We start from the raw sequence: 19743 nt of genomic DNA on the forward strand, positions 1-19743 counted from the left end.
GCCAACCCAGTTCAACCTGACACCCCCACGCCCAACTGTGGGAGCGGGCTTGCTCGCGAAAGCTATCTGTCAGGCGCTGGAGGTCCTGGGTCGGAGTACCTATCCAGCCATAAACGCTGCTCGCAGGCCCACGCATGAAAGTCGAACCCCGCCCGCTCATCCCCAGCGACGTACGCAGCGCCCCCGTCGAAGCCGTTCGCCCGGTCAACTCACGCCAGGCCACTGCGTTCGAAGCGGTGCTCAAAACCCGCAAGACCCAAACCCGCCGCTCGCTGCGCAGTGACCTCGAAGAACTCACCAGCGCCGCGGGCGTTGACTCCCTGCTGTTCGGCAGCGCCCGCTCCCTGGAGCTGCTGGAACACGTGATGGAACACATCCTGCCGTCCCTCGATGCCGAGACGGACATCAAGGAACTGGCCCATGACCTGATCAGCGAAGAGATCGAGATGCGCCGCACCCTCGAACAGCAACGCTCGGAGGTACATGCCTGATGGCCCGCGATAACGACGACGCCGTGCAATTGCTCAAGGGCATTGGCGAGCTGTACCGGCGCAACGGCCAGTCCCAGCGTGCGCTGGTGATGCTGCTGATCGCCGTCAGTGTCGCGCCCGAAGACGGCGTGTTGCTGCGCTCGCTGGTGCTCGCGTTCACCGACAGCGGCGACGCCACCCGCGCCCTGGGTGCCCTCGACCGGTTGGTGGCGCTGGAAGGCGAGTCCGCCAGCCTATTGCTGCTGCGCGCCCGCGCGCTGTGGTACGGCGAGCGCAAGGACGAAGCGCGCCAGTGCTTCAAACGCTACCTGGCTTCGCGCAGGGCCGGCGCATGAGTGCCCTCAACCGCCTGAACAACCTGGCGCGCATGGCGGCGCAGCGCACCGACGTGATCATCGTCGCGTTCATGCTCATGGCAATTGTGATGATGATCACCCCGCTGCCCACCTACCTGGTGGACATGCTGATCGGCCTCAACATTGCCCTAAGCATCCTGATCCTGATCGTCGCGTTCTACATCGGCCATTCCGTGGAATTCTCCGCGCTGCCGCCGCTGATTCTGCTCAGCACCCTGTTTCGCTTGTCCTTGTCGATCACCACCACCCGCTTGATCCTGCTGCACGGCGACGCCGGCCATATCGTCAAGGCCTTCGGTGATTTTGTGATCGCCGGCCAAGTCGTGGTCGGCATGGTGGTGTTTTTGATCATCACCGTGGCGCAGTTCGTGGTGATCACCAAAGGCGCCGAACGCGTGGCCGAAGTGGCCGCGCGCTTCACCCTGGACGCGATGCCCGGCAAGCAGATGAGCATCGACAACGACCTGCGCAATGGCGACATCGACCAGGCCGAAGCGCGCCGCCGGCGTTCGCGCCTGGAGCGCGAAAGCCAGATGTTCGGCGCGATGGACGGCGCGATGAAATTCGTCAAAGGCGACGCCATCGCCGGCCTGGTGATTCTGGCGGTGAACCTGCTCGGCGGCATGCTGATCGGCATGATCGAACGCGACATGCCGTTCGGTGTGGCGGTGCACACCTACTCGCTGCTGACCGTGGGTGACGGCCTGATCGCACAGATCCCGGCGCTGCTGATTTCGGTGGCGGCGGGCACGGTGGTCACGCGGGTCAACAGCGACGGTGAAGCCGGCGACCTGGGCAGCGAGATCATCAAGCAGCTGGGCGCCAGCTATCGGGCACTGGGCCTGACGGCATTGATCATGATCGGCGTCAGCCTGTTGCCCGGTTTTCCGACCTGGGTATTCCTCGGCTTGTCCGCAGCCTTTGGCGGCGCAGCGTTCGTGATGTACCGCCGACACACCCGCCAGCCCCAGGGCGAGCTGGAAGACTTGGCCGAACCCCCGGAGCCGGTGGTCGAGGCGCAGGCCGAACTGGATGACAACCTGCTGCCCGATACTCGCGTGCTGCTCACCCTTGGCAGCGGCGTGTCCCAGAGCGCGCCGCGCCAGTTGCTGCGCCAGCGTGTCGAAGCGCTGTGTCATGACATCCGTAATGACCTGGGCGTCGACGTGCCGGTGCCGGGCATCTACATGGAGGCCAAGGCCACACCGGGCAGTTTCCGCGTGTCGCTGGAAGGCGTGCCGGTGAGCGAAGGCGAACTGCCGATCAATTGCCTGCTTGTGCAGGACGACCCGGTGCACGTTCAACTGCTGGACATCGCCACCGTGCAAGCCGACTCACCGCTCAACGGCCGCAATGCCCACTGGATCGAGCGCCAGCACGAAGAGACCCTGCGCAACGCCGGCATCGGTTTCCTGCTGCCCGACGAAGTCTTGCGCGGCGTGCTGGAACGCAGCCTGCGCCGCTATGCCGCCGACTTCCTCGGCATCCAGGAAACCCGGCTGCTGCTCGAACGCACCGAAGCCACGTACGGCGAACTGGTCAAGGAAGCCTTGCGCCTGGTCCCCTTGCAGCGTGTTGCCGAGACCTTGCGCCTGTTGGTCGGCGAAGGCGTTTCGATCCGCAATCAGCGCGCCTTGCTCGAAGCCATGGTGGAGTGGGGCGCCCGCGAGACCGATGCCGGGCGGCTGGCCGAACATTTGCGTGCGGCGTTGGCGCGGCAGATCAGCCATCAGTACGCCGACCGTAACCGCGTCATCGGTGCACTGGTGCTGGCGCCGGGCCTGGAAGACCAACTGCGCGCGTCCCTGCGTCGTCAGGAGCCGCAGCGCGAATTGATCCCCGAAGACGTCAGCCGCGCCTTGCTCGCGCAACTGCGCCAGGCCTGTGAAAACACTCGCGAGGTCAACAGCGCGGTATTGCTGGTGCACCCGGAGCTGCGGCGCAGCCTGCGCCGTCTGGTGTTGCGCGGTGAACTGGAGCTGGCGGTGCTGTCGTTCCGCGAGCTGGCCACCGAGTACAACCTGCAAGCGCTGGTGACCATCAGCCTCACCGATATTTCCAACCGCCGCGCGCCTGCCGCGGCTTCCGTCACCTCCCTGGCGTCTGCCTCATGATGCGTTTTTGTATGTTGTTGCTGGCTCTGGTCACCGCTGCAAGTCAGGCTCAGGACATTGCCAACGGGGCCTCGGGTTCGATCAACCTGGCGTCCGGAGAAGGGCGCATTCTGCATTTTGTGGCGCCGGTGGATTCGGTACTGGTCGCCGAGCCGAATGTGGCCGACCTGCAAGTGGTGTCGCCGGGCACGATTTATATTTTCGGCAAGGCGCCAGGCAATACCAGCCTGATTGCCCTTGGCAATGACGGCAAACAACTGGCCAGCCTGACCTTGTCGGTCAGCAGCGGTACCGCCGCGGTGACCACGCCGATGCAGGCATTGCACCCTGGCAATGGCGCGCAAATCAGCGGGGCCGGCAACCGCCTGATCGCCAAGGGCACCGTCGGTTCGGTGGCCGAAGCGACGGACCTTAACGCGCTGCTCAACCCTCAGGGCCAGGGCTTTCAGAGCGCAATCAACGCCACCGAATACGCAGGCGCGGCCCAGGTGAACTTGCGCGTACGGTTTGCCGAAGTGTCGCGCTCCGAATTGCTGCACTACGGCGTGAACTGGAACGCGATGTTCAGCAACGGCACCTTCTCCTTCGGCCTGATCACCGGCGGCGGTCTGGCAGCCGCAACGGCCGGTGGCCTGGCAACGGCAGGCACCGGCTCGGGCAATGTGAACATCGACGGCATGCTCGACGCGCTGCAGGCCAACGGCATTTTGCAGATATTGGCCGAGCCGAATATCACCGCCATGACCGGCCAGACCGCCAGCTTCCTCGCCGGTGGCGAAGTGGCGATCCCGGTGCCGGTCAACCGTGACCTGGTGGGCATCGAATACAAGTCGTTCGGCGTGTCACTGCTGTTCAACCCGACGCTGTTGCCCAACGGCCGCATCGCCCTGCAAGTACGGCCGGAAGTCAGCAGCGTGGTCAGCGGCGGCACCGTGGATTTCGGCAACTTCCATGTGCCGTCCTTCAGCGTGCGCCGCGCCGACACGCGGGTGGAAGTCGGCAGCGGGCAGACCTTTGCGATTGCCGGCCTGTTTCAACGTGAAAGCAGCCAGGACATCGAGAAGCTGCCGCTGCTTGGCGACTTGCCGATCCTGGGCAACCTGTTTCGCTCCAAGCGTTTCCAGCGCAATGAAACCGAACTGGTGATCCTGATTACCCCATACCTGGTGGAGCCGGTGCGCAGTCGCACGCTCGCCACGCCGCTGGATGCACAACCGGCGACGGCCGCAGCCAGCGGACCACGCAGCGGCGGCGCGTTCGGTTTTTACATGAATTGATGAGGGGGCCTGCGATGACTGCTTTGCGTGTATTGATGCTCTTGCCCCTGGCGCTGATGGGCTGCCAGACCCACTTGGCGCCGGTGTATTACGCGCCGGAGTTTCGCGCTGATGGCTTGCCGAGCCAGTGCCAGCAACCGGCGGCCAAGGACGCAATCGGGCTGGACGAAGATTTCAAACCGACGCTGCCGTTGGGCTGCGCGAACAATTTGAATTTGATGCAGATGGTCGAGCGCAGGCAGGACCTGACCCAAGGCCGCACCACCGGCCCGGCCATGGCCGCCCCGGTCGGCCGCGCCGCCCAGGTCTACATCGAAGGCTTCGACCGCGAGCAGCTGCAACGCCGCAAGGACCAACAAGAAGCCAAAGCCGGCGCCACCGGAGGCCAACAATGACCAGGTGCACACCTATCCCACGTGAAAGCTGGCTTGCCTGCGATGACGCCCGCCCAACCCACCCAAACCTCCCTGACACCCTGCAATCCAAATGTGGGAGCTGGCTTGCCTGCGATGACGCCCGCCCGACCCACCCAAACCTCCCTGGCACCCTGCAATCCAAATGTGGGAGCTGGCTTGCCTGCGATGACGCCCGTCCAACCCACCCAAACCTCCCTGGCACCCTGCAATCCAAATGTGGGAGCTGGCTTGCCTGCGATGACGCCCGCCCAACCAACCCAAACCTCCCTGACACCCTGCAATCCAAATGTGGGAGCTGGCTTGCCTGCGATGACGCCCGCCCAACCCACCCAAACCTCCCTGGCACCCTGCAATCCAAATGTGGGAGCTGGCTTGCCTGCGATGACGCCCGCCCAACCCACCCAAACCTCCCTGGCACCCCGCAATCCAAATGTGGGAGCGGGCTTGCTCGCGAAAGCTATGTGACAGGCGGCATAGGTCTTGGGTCGGAGTACATAGCCATGGCTGCGGTAACGGCCACTTATGGTTCCGCTCTTACAGCGGGTGACTGTTTGAAGGACCAGAAAGTAACCAAAACGTCCTCGGCCCACCACTCGGCACCTCGCCCAGGCTCGGCGTGCCCTCACGCAGGCTTTGGAGCCTGTGCCGTCGCGCGGGGTCATGCTTGGCCCCACGCGCCAAAACCTACGTTCGGCCAGCGTGGTTTAACGGTGCGCCTGAGATCACAATCCAAAGCAGATCAACAGCGGCCCGGTCGTGTCTCAACGCGGGTCCACCAACCCCAACTCTTTGGCCTGCACCACCGGATCACTGATCGCCTTAATTCGCTTGGCCTCCATCACCAATCGCGCGCGTTCCGCGGCGGGAATGTCGTCGAGGGGCAGGCTTGCAACCCGCTGCTCGTAACCGGCCAACACCATCACCAACAACTCATTGCGCTGATGCCGTGGCAATGCGCGCGGCGATTGGGTGACGGGCGCAATGGTATCCAGCGCCTGTTGCGGCTGCCCGCCGAGCGCATAAGCCAGGGCCAGATTGCAGCGGCTGTCGAGGTCGTCGGGCTGCAGGCTCAGGCTTTTGGCGAAGGCGGTTTGTGCGGCACTGGCCTGGCCATTCAGCACTTGGGCGATGCCCAGGCGGGTGTAGGCCACCGGCAGGTGATTGATCTCGGCAGCCTGCCCCAACGCCGTCACGGCACGTTGGGTCTTGCCCAATTGCAACTGCGCAGTGCCAAGGCCGAGCAGGGCGTCGGCGTTGTGGGCATCAAACCCCAGCGCCTGCTGGAAGGCGCGTTCGGCGCCCAGCGCGTCCTTGGCGTCGAGCCGGGCCTGGCCGAGCTTGAGCCACAGCTCAATGCCGGCACCCGGTTGCTGGGTGGCGCGCTCGTACAACGCAGCCGCGCTGCTGTAGTCGCCGCGCTTGCTCAGGTCGTTGGCCAGTTGCAGGGATTTGTCGGTATCGGTCGCAGGTTTGCTGGAGCAGGCAGCCAGCAGCAAAGTGCTGGCGAGCAGAAATTTGTGGGTCATCGTCACAACTCGTCGGGCGAAGGCGCAGGCCATGTAAGCATATTTTTGATGGCGCTCCTATGCCTGTTCGGTGCGGGTTTTGCCAACGCCGCCGAGGAGCCCGCGTGGTTCTCGCAGCCCTACGCCTACGTGCTGGTCGATCAGGACGTTCGCAGCGCGTTGGAAGAATTCGGCCACAACCTCGACGTGCCGCTGGTGCTTTCCGACAAGGTACGCGGCAAGGCGCGCAGCACCATCCGCGCAGCCACCGCCGGTGAGTTCCTGCAGACCTTGTGCAGCACCAACGGCCTGACCTGGTACTTCGACGGCAACCTGTTGTACCTCAATGCCAGCGATGAAATCAGCACCAAGCTGTTCAAGGCCAGCGCCCTGAACCTGGACCAGTTGCAGGCCTACCTGAACACCCTCGACGTGTTCGGCCAGCAACTCTCCATGCGCAACGGTCCCGAGGGCGATGAAGTGTTTGTTTCCGGCCCGCCGCCGTACCTGGCGCTGGTGCAACAGCATGTCGACCACCTGCAACCCACGGTCGTGGCCGCCCCGGTGGCGCGCGAGCGCGGGGTGCGAGTGTTCCGTGGCGCACAAGTCAGTACCGAAACCCCAACCCAGTAAAGGAGCAGCACCATGTCCGTAACGGCCGTAGACAGCAACCTCGCCCCCGGTGGCGCCAGCCCTGAAGCCAAGTTCAACGCCGCGGTGGATAACGCCAAGGCCGCCGACAAACCGTCGGAGACCAGCGACGCCGAATTCAACGATGCGTTGATCACCCAGGCCGTCACCATCGGCGGTCAGTTCATCATCATGCCGAAGATGCAGGAACTGCTGAACGACGCCATGTCCGATGACGACGAAGAGTAGGGAGCCCCTATGACTATCAGTCTCGCCGCCGGCGCCACGGCCTTGCCGCCGTCCGCCGGTGCGGGGCCCGCCGGGGCCTCGCAGAACCTGTTCGAGCACATGGCCAATACCGCCAAGGGCATGCCCGAAGGCGCCAGCCCGCACCAGATCGGCTCGGGCCTGATGGAGCGCATGAACAGTTTCATCGACCGTACGCGCGCGTTTTCCGAACGCGCCGACGTGCTCACCAATAACCCGTCGGCGCCGCCGCCGGCCTCGGTGGAAATCCGCACGGCGAGTGCTTCGCCGCAGGGCGAGCCGGGCAAAAAAGTCGGCGAGCAGCAGGTCGACCAGATCGTGCACTCCCTGGGCAAGATGTTCGATTACTCCATCGAAACCCAGATGGTGGTGCGCGGTGCGACGCAGATTTCCGGGTCCGCCAACACGTTGCTCAAGGGGCAATAACGCTATGCCAAGCCCAAACCGCGCGCTGCGCCTGCTGCTGATCGGCCTGCTCGCCAGCCTCTTGCAGGCGTGCAACACCGACCTCTATACCAACCTCAGCGAGCGCGATGCCAACGCCATGGTCGCGGTGCTGCTGCGCGGTGGCATCCCGGCGGAGCGCAAGACCCAGGACAACGGCCAGCTCAAAGTGGTGGTGGACGAGGAGCGCTTTGCCGAAGCCATGACGCTGCTCGACAACGCCGGCCTGCCGCAACAGAGTTTTTCCAACATGGGCGAGGTGTTCAAGGGCAATGGCCTGGTGTCGTCGCCGGTGCAGGAGCGCGCGCAGATGATCTATGCGCTGAGCGAAGAACTGTCGCACTCGGTGTCGCAGATCGACGGCATCGTCGCCGCCCGCGTGCACGTGGTGCTGCCCGACAACGACCTGCTCAAGCGCGTGATTTCACCGTCGTCGGCCTCGGTGCTGGTACGTTACGACCCGGGCACCGACATCAATACGCTGATCCCGCAGATCAAGACCCTGGTCGCCAACGGCATTTCCGGCCTGAGCTACGACGGCGTCTCGGTGACGGCGATCAAGGCCGCCGTCGCCATCAGCCAGAACCCGGCGCAACCGCGGTTGGCGCGCTTCATGGGGCTGTGGTTGCTGGAAGACAACCTGGCGCAGGCACGCGTGATGTTTGGCGGCTTGCTGCTGATTGCCCTCGGCGCGCTTGGGGTATTGGCTCGCCAACACTGGGCGCGGCGTCAGTCCCAGGCGATGTATGTGCTCAAGGAGGGTGAATGAGCCTGGTTGAACGCTGGCAGGGGCTGATCGCCGAGCCGCTGCAGTTTGTGCGCGGGCCGAGCCTGGGCGCCTGTTTCGCCGATGAGTTGCCCGATGAAGTGCTGCAGGCCATGCAAGGCCAGGCGCGTTTTCGTCAGCGCCTGGAGCAGTTGCTGGTCAACCATTATCAGCTGGCGCCGATTGCGCACCTGGTGACGCCGTCCGCTGCCGACCTGGCGGTGTTGCTGTTGTCACCTGCGCAGTTTTCACGCCTGCCACGGTTGTGCGGTGCCATCTGGCATGCCTCGACCCTGAGCCGCGAGATCCGCCGTGAGGTGGTCAACGAATTGCGCGAGGGACTCGGTGCCGAGGTATTCAGCCAGGCGCTAGCGCAGCGCCAACTGGGCGGCGCCGCGGACCTGCTGCGCGAGCCATCGGAGCTGATCGAGGCCATCGACCGCGACGGCCAAGGCTGTGTTGCCGCCTGGCTGCAGGCCCAGCACGCCGATTTGCAGGGCTGGCTGCGCCTGCGTTTCGCCTTCCCCCAGGGCCACAGCGCACGCTTGCCCCGCGACCTGGAAATCGTCCAGGCCGCTGCGGCGAGCCTTGCGGCCGAGGACAACGCCCATGAGTGAATTACCGAGCCGGCCCACCGCGCGCATCCTGCGTGCTGAAGAAGCAGCGCTGTGGACCGATGGATTTGCTTTTCTGCAAGCCGCCAAGGACCAGGCCGAACAGATCAAGGCCGACAGCGACCAGTGGCTGCACGCCGCCCGCGCCGAGGGCTTTGAAAGCGCGCGCCAGGCAGGCGCCGAGCAAGTCGCGCAGTTGCTGGTGCAAACCCAATCCCAGGTGCAGCACTACTTGAGCAGCCTGGAAGCGTCGTTGGCCGACCTGGCCCTGGGCATCGTGCGCGAGGTATTGGGTGAGCTGGACAGCGCCGACCGAGTGGTGCGTTGCACCCGCCAGGCCCTGAGTGCATTTCGCCAGGACCAGGCACTGACCCTGTGGGTGCCGCCGACCGAAGTCGAGGCCTTGCGCCAACGCCTCAAGCACGAAGGCCTGGCCATTGCCGTGGACGCCGATGAGCAGCTGAGCGCCGGTCAGGCGCGCCTCAACAGCCCAGCCGGGTCCGTCGAACTGGGCCTGGAGGCGCAGTTGCAAACCCTGCGCCGCAGCTTGCTGCCCTTTGCCGAAGAAGGTGTGGCATGAACCTGCAACAGCTGCTGCCGCGCCTGACTGAACGGTTGGCGCAAGCCCGTCCACGGCCGATGCACGGCACGGTGTTGAGCATTCGCGGTGTCCTGCTGCGCGCCAGTGTGGCCGGTGCGAGCATCGGTGAACTGTGTCAACTGCGCGACCCCGGCAGCGGCCGCAGCTTGAGCGCCGAGGTGATCGGCTTTGATGGCGACGAGGCGATTCTGTCGCCGATCGGCTCCATGGAAGGCCTGTCGACGCGCACGCAAATCACGGCGACCGGCGAAACCCTGGGCGTCGCCGTGGGCGATGCGCAACTGGGCCGGGTGATCAGCCCCATGGGCGATTTTCTCGACGGCGATGGCGTCCCGCCGACCCTGGCCTTGCAGCGTTACCCCCTGCATGCCGAGCCGCCCGCACCGTTTTCGCGGCAACTGATCGTGCGTTCGATGGCGCTGGGCATTCGCTCCATCGACGGTCTGCTGACCCTGGCCCAGGGCCAACGCATGGGCATTTTTGGTGAGCCGGGCGTGGGCAAGTCGTCGTTGCTCGCCAGCATTGTCCGCAACAGCGAAGCCGATGTGATTGTGATCGGCCTGATCGGCGAGCGGGGCAGGGAAGTGCGCGAACTGCTCGACGTGCAACTCGACGCCCAGGCGCGCGCGCGTACCGTGGCAGTGGTTGCGACTTCGGACCGCCCGGCGGCCGAGCGCGTGCGTGCGGCGTTTGTCGCCACCACGCTGGCCGAGTACCACCGCGACCAGGGCCGCAATGTATTGCTGCTGATGGACAGCCTGACGCGTTTTGCCCGCGCCCAACGCGAAATCGGCCTGGCCGTGGGCGAACCGCCAACCCGTCGCGGTTATCCGCCGTCGTTTTTCTCGGCCTTGCCGCGCCTGCTCGAACGCGCCGGCCCCGGCCCCACCGGCAGCATCACCGCGCTGTACACCGTGCTGACGGAAGGGGATGCGGCCAGTGACCCGGTGGCCGAAGAAGCCCGCTCAATCCTCGATGGGCATATCGCCCTGAGCGCGGAATTGGCCCAGCGCAACTACTTCCCGGCAGTTGACGTGTTACGCAGCCGCAGCCGGTTGATGGAGCAGGTCGCCGGTGAAGAACACAAACGCCTGGCCATGCGCATACGTGAGCTGATGGCGCGCTACGGCGAAATCGAAATGCTCATCCGCGTCGGCGAGTACTCCGCCGGCAGCGACCCGCTGGCCGACGAAGCCATCAACCGCCATGCGGCCATTGAAGCGTTCCTGCGCCAGAACGCCGGCGAACCCAGCAGCCTGGACCAGACCCTGATCCGCATGCGCCAGGTGTTGGCATGAGATCAATGAACAACAGTGAACCTCAGGCCCATGCAAAACCCTGTGGGAGCTGGCTTGCCTGCGATAGCGGTATATCAGCAACACAAGGGCAAGCTGACCCACCGCCATCGCAGGCAAGCCAGCGCCCACCTTTGCTTTTCATGGATTTACAGATTGCTGTGCTGGCATCAGAAAGGAGCAACCCCAATGAAAACCGACCAACTGCGCACCCTGCAAACCCTGCGGGTGCTGCGTGAACAACGTGCCGCCAACCAATTGGCCGCCCAACAGCAACGCTGCGCGCAGACCCACGACGTGTTGAACGACGCCAAGGAGCAACTGCGCCTGCACCGTGAAGCGATTGCCGAGGAAGCCCGCCAGGTTTATGCATCTCTGACCGAGGGGCTGTCGGTGGCCAGCTGGCAGGCGGCTCAGGAACGTTTGCGCGGCCTGTCGGATGACCAGCAGGTGCTCGAGAACGACGTGCACCACGTGTCCACCACCCTGCAAAGCCAGGAGCGCGAGCGTGACCTGTTTCGTCAGGAACGCCTGAGCCGTCAACGCCAGTCCGAAGCCTGGCAAAGCCTGCTGGAAGGGCGTGAAAGTGATGAGCGCCGCGTCGGTGAATTGCGCGAAGAAGGCACCGGCACATGATCACCGCCCTTGCCGACCCGTTGGCACCCTGGCTGACGCAGTACGACCCGGCGCTGTTGGCGCTGCATAACCAGCTGCACCGTCGCCGTCGCGCCTGGCAGGGCCGTTGCGCCGGGCAAGCGTTGCGCGTGAGTTGGGCCGCCCAAGCGCAAGGCCTGGGCAATTCGCGCGATGTGTTTTTGTTGCTCGGTCGCGCCCCGGTGCGCCTGCGGCTGTCGTCGGCCGCGCTGGAGCAAGTACTGGTGCCGCTGGCGTTGCAGTTCGATGCGCAATTGCTGCCATCGTTGCCACGCTCGTTGCTGCTGGAACTGGCGGTGCTCGACCTGATCGAGACCCTGGAACCCGTGCTCGGCCACCCGGTGCAGTTAGTCGAGGCCACTGACGATCAGCGCGCGTATGCCGTGCACCTGGCGCTCGAATTGACCTTTGGCAACCAGCCGGCCATGAGCGCGCAACTGGACCTGAGCGAAAGCGCTGCCGTGCTGGTGGCGCAGCTGCTGGCGCAATACGGCCAGATCGAACCCGACCCGCTGCCCGCCCTGCGCCAGACCCTGGCGGTGGTGGCCGGGCGGCAGTGGCTGACCCTGGGCGAATTGCGCAGTCTGCGGCCCGGCGATGTGCTGATGCTGGAGCAGGGCTCGGGCTTGTTGCTCGACCTGGACGGGCGCTTGCAGGCCCGCTGCCAATACCAGGGTGAAGCATTGCAGTTGCAGGAAGAACTACAAGCCCCCCTTTTGCACATGGAGAACACGATGACTGATGTTGATGCCGCCGCGGCCCTGGATGACTTGCCGCTCAAACTGGTGTGCCAGGTCGGCAGCCTGGAACTGACCCTGGCGCAATTGCGGGAGCTGGGTGCGGGCAGCCTGTTGCAGCTCAACACGCCCGGCGTGGACAGCGTTGACCTGATGGTCAACGGGCGTCGCGTCGGTCAGGGCCAACTGGTAAATATCGGCGACGGCCTGGGCGTGCGCCTGCTGAGTTTTGCCACCCCATGACCGGTTATCAGCCGAACCTGATCGAGATCATCCTGGTCGTTGCGACGATCGGGCTGATCCCGTTGGCTGTGGTCACGCTCACCGGGTTCATGAAGATTTCGGTGGTGCTGTTCCTGATCCGCAACGCCCTTGGGGTGCAGCAGACACCGCCTAACCTGGTGCTGTACGGCATCGCGCTGATTCTGTCGGTGTACGTGACCACGCCGTTGATTGGCGACATGTACCGCCAGGTCGAGGGACGCGACCTCAATATCGAGCATGTCGAGCAACTCAAGGACCTGGGCGATGCGCTGCGCCCGCCGCTGCAGGCGCATTTGAAGCGTTTTGCGAATGAGTCCGAGCGCGGTTTTTTTGTGCAGGCCACCGAGACCATCTGGTCGCCGGAAGCCCGCGCCGACCTGCGTGACGATGACCTCGTGGTGCTGATTCCGGCGTTTGTCAGCTCGGAGCTGACCCGCGCCTTCGAGATCGGCTTTCTGCTCTACATCCCGTTCCTGGTGGTGGACCTGCTGGTGTCCAACGTGTTGATGGCGATGGGCATGTCGATGGTCTCGCCGAACCTGATTTCGATCCCGCTGAAGATCTTTTTATTCGTGTCACTGAGTGGCTGGTCGCGCTTGATGCACGGTTTGATTCTGAGTTACGGCTGAGGCACGACCCATGGGCCAGGACGTTTTCCTGTCATTGATGAAACAGGCACTGATGACCGTGCTTATGCTCTCCGCGCCGGCGTTGGGCGTGGCGATTATCGTGGGCTTGAGCGTGGGGCTGTTCCAGGCGCTGACGCAGATTCAGGACCAGACCTTGCCGCAGGTGGTGAAGCTGGTGGCGGTGCTGTTGACCATCGTGTTTCTTGGCCCGGTACTCGCAGGCCAAGTTGCGGAGCTGGGCAGCCAGGTGCTGGATAACTTCCCGCTGTGGACGCGCTGACTGCCCATGGATGCCAGCCTTACCGCGCAGTTTCTGGAGGTCGCCTACCCGGTGATCAGCGCCGCCTCGCTTGCCGCCTGCCGCGCCATGGGGGTGGTGGTGATCACCCCGGCGTTCAACCGCCTGGGCCTTACCGGCATGATTCGCGGCTGTGTGGCGGTGGCCATTTCGATCCCAATGTTCTTTCCGGTGTTCGACGCGCTGACCCGAATGCCCGAGCACGGCAGCGTGTTCATCGCCGGGCTGCTGATCAAGGAGTTCCTGATCGGCATCCTCATCGGCCTGTTGTTCGGTATTCCGTTCTGGGCCGCGGAAGTGGCGGGGGAGTTGATCGACCTGCAACGTGGCTCGACCATGGCGCAGCTGGTGGACCCATTGTCATCCGGTGAATCCAGCGTGATGGCGACCTTGCTTACGGTGATGTTGATCACGCTGTTCTTCATGTCCGGCGGCTTTATCCTGATGGTCGACGGCTATTACCACAGCTACCAGTTATGGCCGGTGACTTCATTCACGCCGGTGTTTGCCAGCTCGGCGTTGCTGGCGGTGCTGTCGATTCTCGACCAGATCATGCGCGTCGGCGTGCTGATGGTTTCGCCCTTGCTGATCTCATTGCTGATCACCGACCTGATGCTTGCCTACCTGTCGCGGATGGCGCCGAACCTGCATATGTTCGACTTGTCGCTGCCGGTGAAAAACCTGTTTTTCTCGATCCTGATGGTGATCTACATCGGCTTTTTGATTCCGTTGATGCTCGATCAATTGGCGGAATTTCGCGGCACTGTCGAGTTGCTCAAAACCCTGGCCGGCATGGAGTAGCCCATGGCCGATACCAGCGAAGAAAAATCCCAGCCGGCCACGGACAAGAAGCTCAGGGACGCACGCCAGAAAGGCCAGGTCGCCAAGAGCCAGGACCTGGTGTCGGGCATGGTCATCCTGTTTTGCACGCTGTGCATCTCGATCCTGGCGCCGCGCGCCAAGGCCCAGGTCACGGCGCTGATCGACCTCACCGCGCACATCTACATTGAGCCGTTCGCCACGGTGTGGCCGCGAGTGCTCGACCATGCCGAGCAACTGGTCATCAGCATTACCTTGCCGGTGATGGCGGTGACCACCGGCGTGGTGATCCTGACCAATATCATCACCATGCGCGGCTTTGTGTTCTCGGTGGACCCGATCAAACCCGAGTTCAAACGCATCAACCCGGCCGAGGGTTTGAAGAAGATTTTTGCCCTGCGCAACCTGGTGGAGTTCATCAAGGGGCTGATCAAGGTGCATGTGCTGGCGATCGCGTTTTATGTGATCGGCAAGCATGCGTTGCAGGCGCTGATGGAGTCTTCACGCTGTGGCGCGGAGTGCATGGAGTCGACGTTTTTCCTGGTGCTCAAGCCGCTGGTGTTCACCGTGTTGTGCGCGTTCATCCTGGTCGGTGCGGTGGACGTGATCATGCAGCGCTGGCTGTTCGGCCGCGACATGAAAATGACCCGCAGCGAAACCAAGCGCGAACGCAAGGACATCGACGGCGACCCGCTGATCAAGAGCGAGCGGCGCCGCCAGCGCAATGAAATGCAGGCGTTGGCGACCAAGCTGGGGTTGGGCAGGGCGTCGATGATGATCGGCACCACCGATGGCTGGGTGATTGGCGTGCGCTATGTGCGCGGTGAGACGCCAGTGCCGGTGATCGTGTGCCGGGCGTCACCGGAGGAGGCGCTGCTGATGTTGCAGGAGGCTTATGACCTGGGGATTCCGCATGCGCCGGACAAGGGCCTGGCCGCTGACATCGCGCGCAAGACCGTGCCCGGTGATCCGGTGCCGGATGCTTCGTTCCAGGCAGTAGCGGACTGGCTGGTCGCGGCACGGTTGATTTAATCGCCGCGCGTACTACGCTTGTCTGGCGCTTTGGTACGGAGGGAGTATCTGCTCAGCAGGAGCTGAAGGTGTATCTGTCACGGGCGATGGACGCAGGCGTCAACCAATCGGGTGGCGCTGCACTGTTCCAATTTTCCCAGGAGATTCACCATGACAGATCAACACCGTGCATTGATCCAAGAGTGGGCCGACAGTTGGTCTACCGCCGACAAAGACCGGTTTCTCGCGATCTTTTCCGAGGCGACCGTCTATGAAGACAAGGCCGCAGGGCAAATCATGCGAGGGCGCCCGGCGCTGGGCGACTTTTTCGACCTGATCAGAAAGGCATTGCCCGACTTCGAGGTTGTCCGCGACTTGATCAGCCTTGGCGAGCGCGGCGGGACGATCCAGTGGCATATGACGGGCACCCATGAGGGCGAGCTGTTCGGCTATCCGGCGACTCACCGCAAGATCAATGTCGACGGCACCTGCGTGATCAGGATTGAAGCCAACAAGATTGTCGAATGCACCGATTATTACGACATGAAAACGTTGTACCGCCAGTTGGGTTTCGACACCAACTGAATGCACCCCGCGAACGGGCCCCCATCCGATGGGGGCCTTATCCGACACGCCTCAGGGCTTGTCTACATCGTGATACTCACCGCCATACCCGTCGCCCACGCGCCAGATAATGTCGTGGTTGTCGTTGGTCCACTCCGACGGCTTCAGTGAATACTTGTAGTCCTCCGAATTACGGTTGTTGCCATCGCCGATGTAGTCCGGGTGGTCACGCCGGTGATCGCCGCCCCGAATGCTTGAACGCGCATCCCATTCTTCCTTGCGAAAGTCAAAAATGCTCTGGTCCTGCGGCGCGTCGCGCTGGCCCCAGTCGGACAGGTAAGTCTGCAGCCACACATAGGCTTCATCGCCGTTGGGCTTGAGTAATCCGTCCTGCTTGAAGTCCTGGATCTGGTCCCAGTTCTGCATCGAGATCTTGTGCAGCTTGTGCGACTGGAGGGTGCTGAGGATCGCGCCGACAAACGACAGAGCGCCAGAGATCAGGAAACCCACCGGCCCGAGAAACGGAATGATCCGCCCGGTGACGCCAAGGGTCGTCAACACCCCCCCGCCTGCGGCCACCAGGCTGCTGACACCGCCGGCCATCGACAAGGAACCGGAGGCGATTTTGACCGGGTCTTTTTCGCGCACGCCGTCACGCAGGGTGAACGCGGCCTGGACCACACTGATCACGCCACCCGCGACGTCGGTGGCCATGCCGATGACCTTGATCGCGCTGCTGGCGAACTTGGCGCCAAAGCCGGCACCGGCCACGCCGCCACGGCTGGCGATGCCTTTTTCTATGCCTTCCTGAACCTTCTTCGCGCCTTCGTCGCTCCAGCCGCCGCTGTTGAGCGCCTTGCCCACATCCTTGCCGTCGTCCATGGCCTGGTCGACGATCTCGAAGTACTTCTTCTGCACCGCCTCGGCGTCTTTGGGCAGCGCATGGTAACCCTCACCGGGCTTGGCCCACAGGTCGGGCAGGGAGCGGTCGAAGCCCATCAGTTTGTAGGCGTTGGTGCCACGCAGCTTGTCGTACACTTTGAGGCCAAGCGTGGCGAAGTGGGAGCCGGTGCCGAGGAAACCGAGAAAATCGTTGGCGATTCCCAGGCGTTTCATCGGTGTGTCGGCCAGCTTGCCGCCCTGGCCCGCCAGTTGGTAGACGATACGGCCCATGCCGATGGCGCCGCCGACCGAACCCAGTACGCCGTTGTCCTTGAGGAAGCTCAGGTTCTTCACAAAGGCGCTGCGGTTCTCGTCGCTGAGGCCGGGCATGATCTCTTTGCTTACCGCGTGGTCGATATCGCTGAAGCTGATCACGCCGTTTTTCTGCCAGGTGTCGCCCAACGAAATCATGGCCTTGCCGAAGTCGGCGGCAGCGCCTTTGTCCTTGAGCAGTTGGTCGACAAACTTGGAATACACCCCCAACGCCTGGCGCGGCAGGCCGTCGGCGCCGCCCTTGAGCATCGACAAGATCGCCAGGGTGTTGTCCGTGGTGGCCAGGGCGGTGTTGTCGTCGCTGATTTTGCTCGGGTCGTCCATCAGCTTTTCAACGGCGTCGGTGTAGCCGTCGATCTGCAGGTTTTGCAGGAAATTGTCGGCCTTGGCCGGGTCCATGTCGGCCAGCGCGGTGTAGGCGGTCTGGATTTCCTGGGTGGCCAGTTCGGTCTTGCCGCCGTCCTGCAGGGCTTTGATGTACTGGGTGAAGTTTTCCGAGGAGGTGCTGTCGAGCAACTTCTGGTGAACCTCATCGACCTTGGCCTGGCCGCCGTCGACTTTGCCCAATGCTGCGTCGTGATTGGCCTTGATGTCGGCCTGGATGGTCGAGTCGCCGAGCAGTTCGCTGATGGTCTTGTCGATCGACTGCGTGTCGAAGATGTTGTCGCGTACATCCCGCGAGGTCACGTCGATAGGCGTGGTGGCAATGCCCTGGTTGCCGAAGCCATGTTCGGGAATGATCGACATGCCGTTGTCTGCCATGCTCTTGGCTTCCACGGCGCGCAGGAACTTGGCGCGCGGGTCGTCCTTGCCGATGCTGCCGTCCTTGACCCCGGCACGGTAGCTGTCCACCAGGGTTTTCATCGACAGGTCCTGCACCGACAGCGGGTTGCCGCTTTCGTCTTTTTCGGTGGTGGTGAGGCTGTCGACGGAGACGTCCTTGAGCGGCGGCAGGCCGTTGCTGGCGCGCAAGGCGTCGACGTCGGTGGTTTGCTGGGCGATATCGGTGCGGTAGCTGGAAATCTGCTCGAACATCTGCGGGTTGCTGTCTTCGCTGACGACGATTTTCTCTTCGCTGCCGCCGGGCTTGTGCTGGGTGAAGGCGATCAGGCCGGGGCCGTAATCACCGACGCCGCCGACGCTCATGATGTCTTCGGTAGAGGCCAGGTAATCGTCCGGCCCGGCCAGGCTGTAGCCGTCGCCCTTGGCCTTCTCGATACCGGCCAGGGTCTGGCCTTTGGTGGTGTAGGCGGCGAAGGCCTCGGGGGTGATGTCTTTGGACACCACCAGCAGTTTGCCGTCGGCCTGGTTGACCACGAGGATGCCGTCCAGGGGCGCGTCGACTTTGCTGATGTCGCCCAGTGTGAGGCTGGCCTCATCTTTGCGCAGCAGTGCCTGGCCGGGCAGGGACTGGGCATTCTTGATGTAGTCGAAGGCCTGGGAACCTTCACTGGCGTGCACCGCATGCAGGAACTGATAGAACGAGCTGCCGGCGTTGGGGTTGGGGTTGCTGAGGTCGGCGCCGGGCTGCGGCAGGGCGGCCTCGGACTGGCTGATCATGTATTTTTTGCCTTGATGTTCGAACAGGATCACCGCGGATTTCGGGTCTTCGGATACCACGTTGAGCTGGCTGAAATCCAGGTCGCCGGGCAGGCTGGTGACTTCTTCATACCCTTTGGCCTTGCCGTCGGCGAGGGCCTCTTTGGTCACGCCTGCGCTGTTGTAGCTGGCGAAGGCTTGGGGCGTGAGTGTCTCGGAAATCACCAGGGTCTGGCCGTTTTCCAGGGCGACCTTGACCACGCCGTCTTTGGCTTGGCCCACCGATTTGATAGCGGCCAGCCGCACGCCGGGGTCGTCTTCACGCAGCAGTTGCTGGTCGGGGTTGCTCAGGGCTTCACGGATTGCTTTGCCGGCGGGTGTGCCTTGGGTGTCGGCGAGGGTGTGCAGCAGGTCATACAGTGGGGTGCCTGCGTCTGGCCCGCCCTGGTTGACGGGGGCTATCGCGTGGCCGAAGTGCAGGCCCTTGAGGGTGTCGAAGCCTTCCTGGACTTGTTCGGCGGCTTCGCGGGTGATCTTGAATCTGTTGCCGTCTTGTTCGAAATAGATCACCCCGGTGTCTTTGTCTTCGGACACGACCTTGAGCGTATCGATATCGAGCTTGGCGGGCAGGGCGGTGACTTCCTTGTAGTCGTCAGGTTTGATCTGGCTGACGGGTTTCAGGGGGGTGTCGGTGTGTGCGGCGAGTACCTTGGGTTTGAAGGTTTTATCGCCCGGCCCGGCGGCTGCCAGGGTTTTGGCCTGGTTGAGCAGGGCATTGAAGATACGCTCGGGGGCTTTGGGTTCGCCGGCGCGGGGGGAGGTTGTGGTGTCGGGGCGGTTGATCATTTTTCAGTCCATGTGGGGGGGCGCACTTGGGCTTGATATTAGGCGTTGGTGGGGTGTGAAAATGGGGTTTGGGGTGAGATCGCACAAGCTTTCACAGGTGTGAAATGAGGGGGGGGGGTGGTGGGTGGGGTGGGGGTACATATCCGTTGCTGCGGTAACGGCGGCTGGCGGTTCCGCTCTTACAGCGGGTCACTTTTGGCAAACGCCCCAAAAGTAACCAAAAGGTCTTTGCCCCACCACTCGGTGCCTCGCTTAGGCTCGGCATGCCCTCACTCCGGCTTGAATCCGTGGGCCGCCGTGACGGGCCATCCATGGCCCAACACGGCTAACCCGGCGTCCTGCCGGGTTACCCACGGATTCAAGCCTGCGTTCGGCCAGCGTGGTTGACGGG

At 63.4% G+C, this 19743-nt stretch carries 21 protein-coding genes; 19 read left to right on the top strand and 2 right to left on the bottom strand.

Going from position 1 to position 19743, the window contains the following annotated elements:
- The first annotated feature begins 134 nt into the window (after window positions 1-134).
- The 5 genes from AC19YS_RS13870 to AC19YS_RS13890 are packed head-to-tail and all read left to right on the top strand — an operon-like array spanning window position 135 to window position 4633.
- Entirely contained in the window at window positions 135-491 is a 357-nt protein-coding gene (locus tag AC19YS_RS13870) for a hypothetical protein (protein WP_119739895.1), read from the top strand.
- Window positions 491-826, top strand: a complete 336-nt coding sequence (locus AC19YS_RS13875) for a tetratricopeptide repeat protein (RefSeq protein ID WP_448201000.1) — start codon at window positions 491-493, stop codon at window positions 824-826. The genes AC19YS_RS13870 and AC19YS_RS13875 overlap by 1 nt, the downstream gene beginning before the upstream one ends.
- Window positions 823-2961, top strand: coding sequence for a type III secretion system export apparatus subunit SctV (gene sctV / locus AC19YS_RS13880; protein ID WP_500602015.1), 2139 nt, complete (start codon window positions 823-825; stop codon window positions 2959-2961). Before AC19YS_RS13875 ends, sctV begins: the two co-directional genes overlap by 4 nt.
- Window positions 2958-4238: a type II and III secretion system protein family protein gene (locus AC19YS_RS13885; protein WP_500602017.1), complete on the top strand. Its 1281-nt coding sequence runs from the start codon at window positions 2958-2960 to the stop codon at window positions 4236-4238. Before sctV ends, AC19YS_RS13885 begins: the two co-directional genes overlap by 4 nt.
- Before the next feature lie 14 nt (window positions 4239-4252).
- Complete coding sequence (locus AC19YS_RS13890; RefSeq protein WP_106578757.1) at window positions 4253-4633, top strand: hypothetical protein; 381 nt, start codon at window positions 4253-4255, stop codon at window positions 4631-4633.
- 782 nt (window positions 4634-5415) lie between these two features.
- Here AC19YS_RS13890 and AC19YS_RS13895 read toward each other — a convergent pair.
- Entirely contained in the window at window positions 5416-6180 is a 765-nt protein-coding gene (locus tag AC19YS_RS13895; protein WP_500602020.1) for a tetratricopeptide repeat protein, read from the bottom strand.
- A 48-nt stretch (window positions 6181-6228) separates the two neighbouring features.
- Between AC19YS_RS13895 and AC19YS_RS13900 the strand changes: the two genes are divergently transcribed.
- The 14 genes from AC19YS_RS13900 (at window position 6229) to AC19YS_RS13965 (ending at window position 15773) form a co-directional block, all read left to right on the top strand.
- A complete protein-coding gene (locus tag AC19YS_RS13900) occupies window positions 6229-6792 on the top strand; it encodes a type III secretion protein (RefSeq protein WP_119739907.1) in 564 nt (187 codons plus the stop codon).
- A 12-nt stretch (window positions 6793-6804) separates the two neighbouring features.
- Window positions 6805-7038, top strand: a complete 234-nt coding sequence (locus AC19YS_RS13905) for a hypothetical protein (RefSeq protein WP_119739909.1) — start codon at window positions 6805-6807, stop codon at window positions 7036-7038.
- Between the two features lie 9 nt (window positions 7039-7047).
- Window positions 7048-7482 (top strand): hypothetical protein, encoded by a 435-nt coding sequence (locus tag AC19YS_RS13910; protein WP_106578753.1) that lies wholly within the window; start codon window positions 7048-7050, stop codon window positions 7480-7482.
- A gap of 4 nt (window positions 7483-7486) precedes the next feature.
- A complete protein-coding gene (sctJ, locus tag AC19YS_RS13915; protein WP_106578752.1) occupies window positions 7487-8269 on the top strand; it encodes a type III secretion system inner membrane ring lipoprotein SctJ in 783 nt (260 codons plus the stop codon).
- Window positions 8266-8883 carry a type III secretion protein gene (locus tag AC19YS_RS13920; protein WP_119739913.1) on the top strand — a complete coding sequence of 206 codons (618 nt, stop codon included), beginning with the start codon at window positions 8266-8268 and terminating at the stop codon, window positions 8881-8883. Before sctJ ends, AC19YS_RS13920 begins: the two co-directional genes overlap by 4 nt.
- Window positions 8876-9460, top strand: coding sequence for a type III secretion system stator protein SctL (gene sctL / locus AC19YS_RS13925; RefSeq protein ID WP_179677160.1), 585 nt, complete (start codon window positions 8876-8878; stop codon window positions 9458-9460). The genes AC19YS_RS13920 and sctL overlap by 8 nt, the downstream gene beginning before the upstream one ends.
- On the top strand, window positions 9457-10779 hold the full coding sequence (locus AC19YS_RS13930) for a FliI/YscN family ATPase (protein ID WP_119739915.1): 1323 nt from the start codon (window positions 9457-9459) through the stop codon (window positions 10777-10779). Before sctL ends, AC19YS_RS13930 begins: the two co-directional genes overlap by 4 nt.
- A gap of 186 nt (window positions 10780-10965) precedes the next feature.
- Window positions 10966-11412: a hypothetical protein gene (locus tag AC19YS_RS13935; RefSeq protein ID WP_124417890.1), complete on the top strand. Its 447-nt coding sequence runs from the start codon at window positions 10966-10968 to the stop codon at window positions 11410-11412.
- A complete protein-coding gene (sctQ, locus tag AC19YS_RS13940) occupies window positions 11409-12410 on the top strand; it encodes a type III secretion system cytoplasmic ring protein SctQ (protein WP_500602024.1) in 1002 nt (333 codons plus the stop codon). The genes AC19YS_RS13935 and sctQ overlap by 4 nt, the downstream gene beginning before the upstream one ends.
- Window positions 12407-13060, top strand: a complete 654-nt coding sequence (gene sctR, locus AC19YS_RS13945) for a type III secretion system export apparatus subunit SctR (protein ID WP_017137580.1) — start codon at window positions 12407-12409, stop codon at window positions 13058-13060. Before sctQ ends, sctR begins: the two co-directional genes overlap by 4 nt.
- 10 nt (window positions 13061-13070) lie before the next feature.
- On the top strand, window positions 13071-13340 hold the full coding sequence (gene sctS / locus AC19YS_RS13950) for a type III secretion system export apparatus subunit SctS (RefSeq protein WP_003208314.1): 270 nt from the start codon (window positions 13071-13073) through the stop codon (window positions 13338-13340).
- A 6-nt stretch (window positions 13341-13346) separates the two neighbouring features.
- Window positions 13347-14159, top strand: a complete 813-nt coding sequence (sctT, locus tag AC19YS_RS13955; RefSeq protein WP_106578746.1) for a type III secretion system export apparatus subunit SctT — start codon at window positions 13347-13349, stop codon at window positions 14157-14159.
- Between the two features lie 3 nt (window positions 14160-14162).
- A complete protein-coding gene (locus tag AC19YS_RS13960) occupies window positions 14163-15209 on the top strand; it encodes an EscU/YscU/HrcU family type III secretion system export apparatus switch protein (RefSeq protein ID WP_119739923.1) in 1047 nt (348 codons plus the stop codon).
- Between the two features lie 150 nt (window positions 15210-15359).
- Window positions 15360-15773, top strand: coding sequence for an ester cyclase (locus AC19YS_RS13965; RefSeq protein WP_106578744.1), 414 nt, complete (start codon window positions 15360-15362; stop codon window positions 15771-15773).
- 51 nt (window positions 15774-15824) lie between these two features.
- Here the strand turns inward: AC19YS_RS13965 and AC19YS_RS13970 are convergent, their stop codons facing one another.
- Window positions 15825-19352, bottom strand: a complete 3528-nt coding sequence (locus AC19YS_RS13970; protein WP_500602028.1) for a hypothetical protein — start codon at window positions 19350-19352, stop codon at window positions 15825-15827.
- Window positions 19353-19743: the final 391 nt, after the last annotated feature.

This window comes from Pseudomonas sp. MF08831, from assembly GCF_059862645.1.

Excerpts from the sequence above, each read along its gene's own strand:
- AC19YS_RS13920 (WP_119739913.1), top strand. The coding sequence starts at position 8,266 with ATGAGCCTGGTTGAACGCTGGCAGGGGCTGATCGCCGAGCCGCTGCAG.
- AC19YS_RS13905 (WP_119739909.1), top strand. The coding sequence starts at position 6,805 with ATGTCCGTAACGGCCGTAGACAGCAACCTCGCCCCCGGTGGCGCCAGC.
- sctJ (WP_106578752.1), top strand. The coding sequence starts at position 7,487 with ATGCCAAGCCCAAACCGCGCGCTGCGCCTGCTGCTGATCGGCCTGCTC.
- sctR (WP_017137580.1), top strand. The coding sequence starts at position 12,407 with ATGACCGGTTATCAGCCGAACCTGATCGAGATCATCCTGGTCGTTGCG.
- sctL (WP_179677160.1), top strand. The coding sequence starts at position 8,876 with ATGAGTGAATTACCGAGCCGGCCCACCGCGCGCATCCTGCGTGCTGAA.
- AC19YS_RS13890 (WP_106578757.1), top strand. The coding sequence starts at position 4,253 with ATGACTGCTTTGCGTGTATTGATGCTCTTGCCCCTGGCGCTGATGGGC.
- AC19YS_RS13970 (WP_500602028.1), bottom strand. The coding sequence starts at position 19,352 with ATGATCAACCGCCCCGACACCACAACCTCCCCCCGCGCCGGCGAACCC.
- AC19YS_RS13870 (WP_119739895.1), top strand. The coding sequence starts at position 135 with ATGAAAGTCGAACCCCGCCCGCTCATCCCCAGCGACGTACGCAGCGCC.
- AC19YS_RS13875 (WP_448201000.1), top strand. The coding sequence starts at position 491 with ATGGCCCGCGATAACGACGACGCCGTGCAATTGCTCAAGGGCATTGGC.
- AC19YS_RS13965 (WP_106578744.1), top strand. The coding sequence starts at position 15,360 with ATGACAGATCAACACCGTGCATTGATCCAAGAGTGGGCCGACAGTTGG.
- AC19YS_RS13910 (WP_106578753.1), top strand. The coding sequence starts at position 7,048 with ATGACTATCAGTCTCGCCGCCGGCGCCACGGCCTTGCCGCCGTCCGCC.
- sctT (WP_106578746.1), top strand. The coding sequence starts at position 13,347 with ATGGATGCCAGCCTTACCGCGCAGTTTCTGGAGGTCGCCTACCCGGTG.
- AC19YS_RS13900 (WP_119739907.1), top strand. The coding sequence starts at position 6,229 with ATGGCGCTCCTATGCCTGTTCGGTGCGGGTTTTGCCAACGCCGCCGAG.
- sctV (WP_500602015.1), top strand. The coding sequence starts at position 823 with ATGAGTGCCCTCAACCGCCTGAACAACCTGGCGCGCATGGCGGCGCAG.
- sctS (WP_003208314.1), top strand. The coding sequence starts at position 13,071 with ATGGGCCAGGACGTTTTCCTGTCATTGATGAAACAGGCACTGATGACC.
- AC19YS_RS13935 (WP_124417890.1), top strand. The coding sequence starts at position 10,966 with ATGAAAACCGACCAACTGCGCACCCTGCAAACCCTGCGGGTGCTGCGT.
- AC19YS_RS13895 (WP_500602020.1), bottom strand. The coding sequence starts at position 6,180 with ATGACCCACAAATTTCTGCTCGCCAGCACTTTGCTGCTGGCTGCCTGC.
- sctQ (WP_500602024.1), top strand. The coding sequence starts at position 11,409 with ATGATCACCGCCCTTGCCGACCCGTTGGCACCCTGGCTGACGCAGTAC.
- AC19YS_RS13960 (WP_119739923.1), top strand. The coding sequence starts at position 14,163 with ATGGCCGATACCAGCGAAGAAAAATCCCAGCCGGCCACGGACAAGAAG.
- AC19YS_RS13930 (WP_119739915.1), top strand. The coding sequence starts at position 9,457 with ATGAACCTGCAACAGCTGCTGCCGCGCCTGACTGAACGGTTGGCGCAA.
- AC19YS_RS13885 (WP_500602017.1), top strand. The coding sequence starts at position 2,958 with ATGATGCGTTTTTGTATGTTGTTGCTGGCTCTGGTCACCGCTGCAAGT.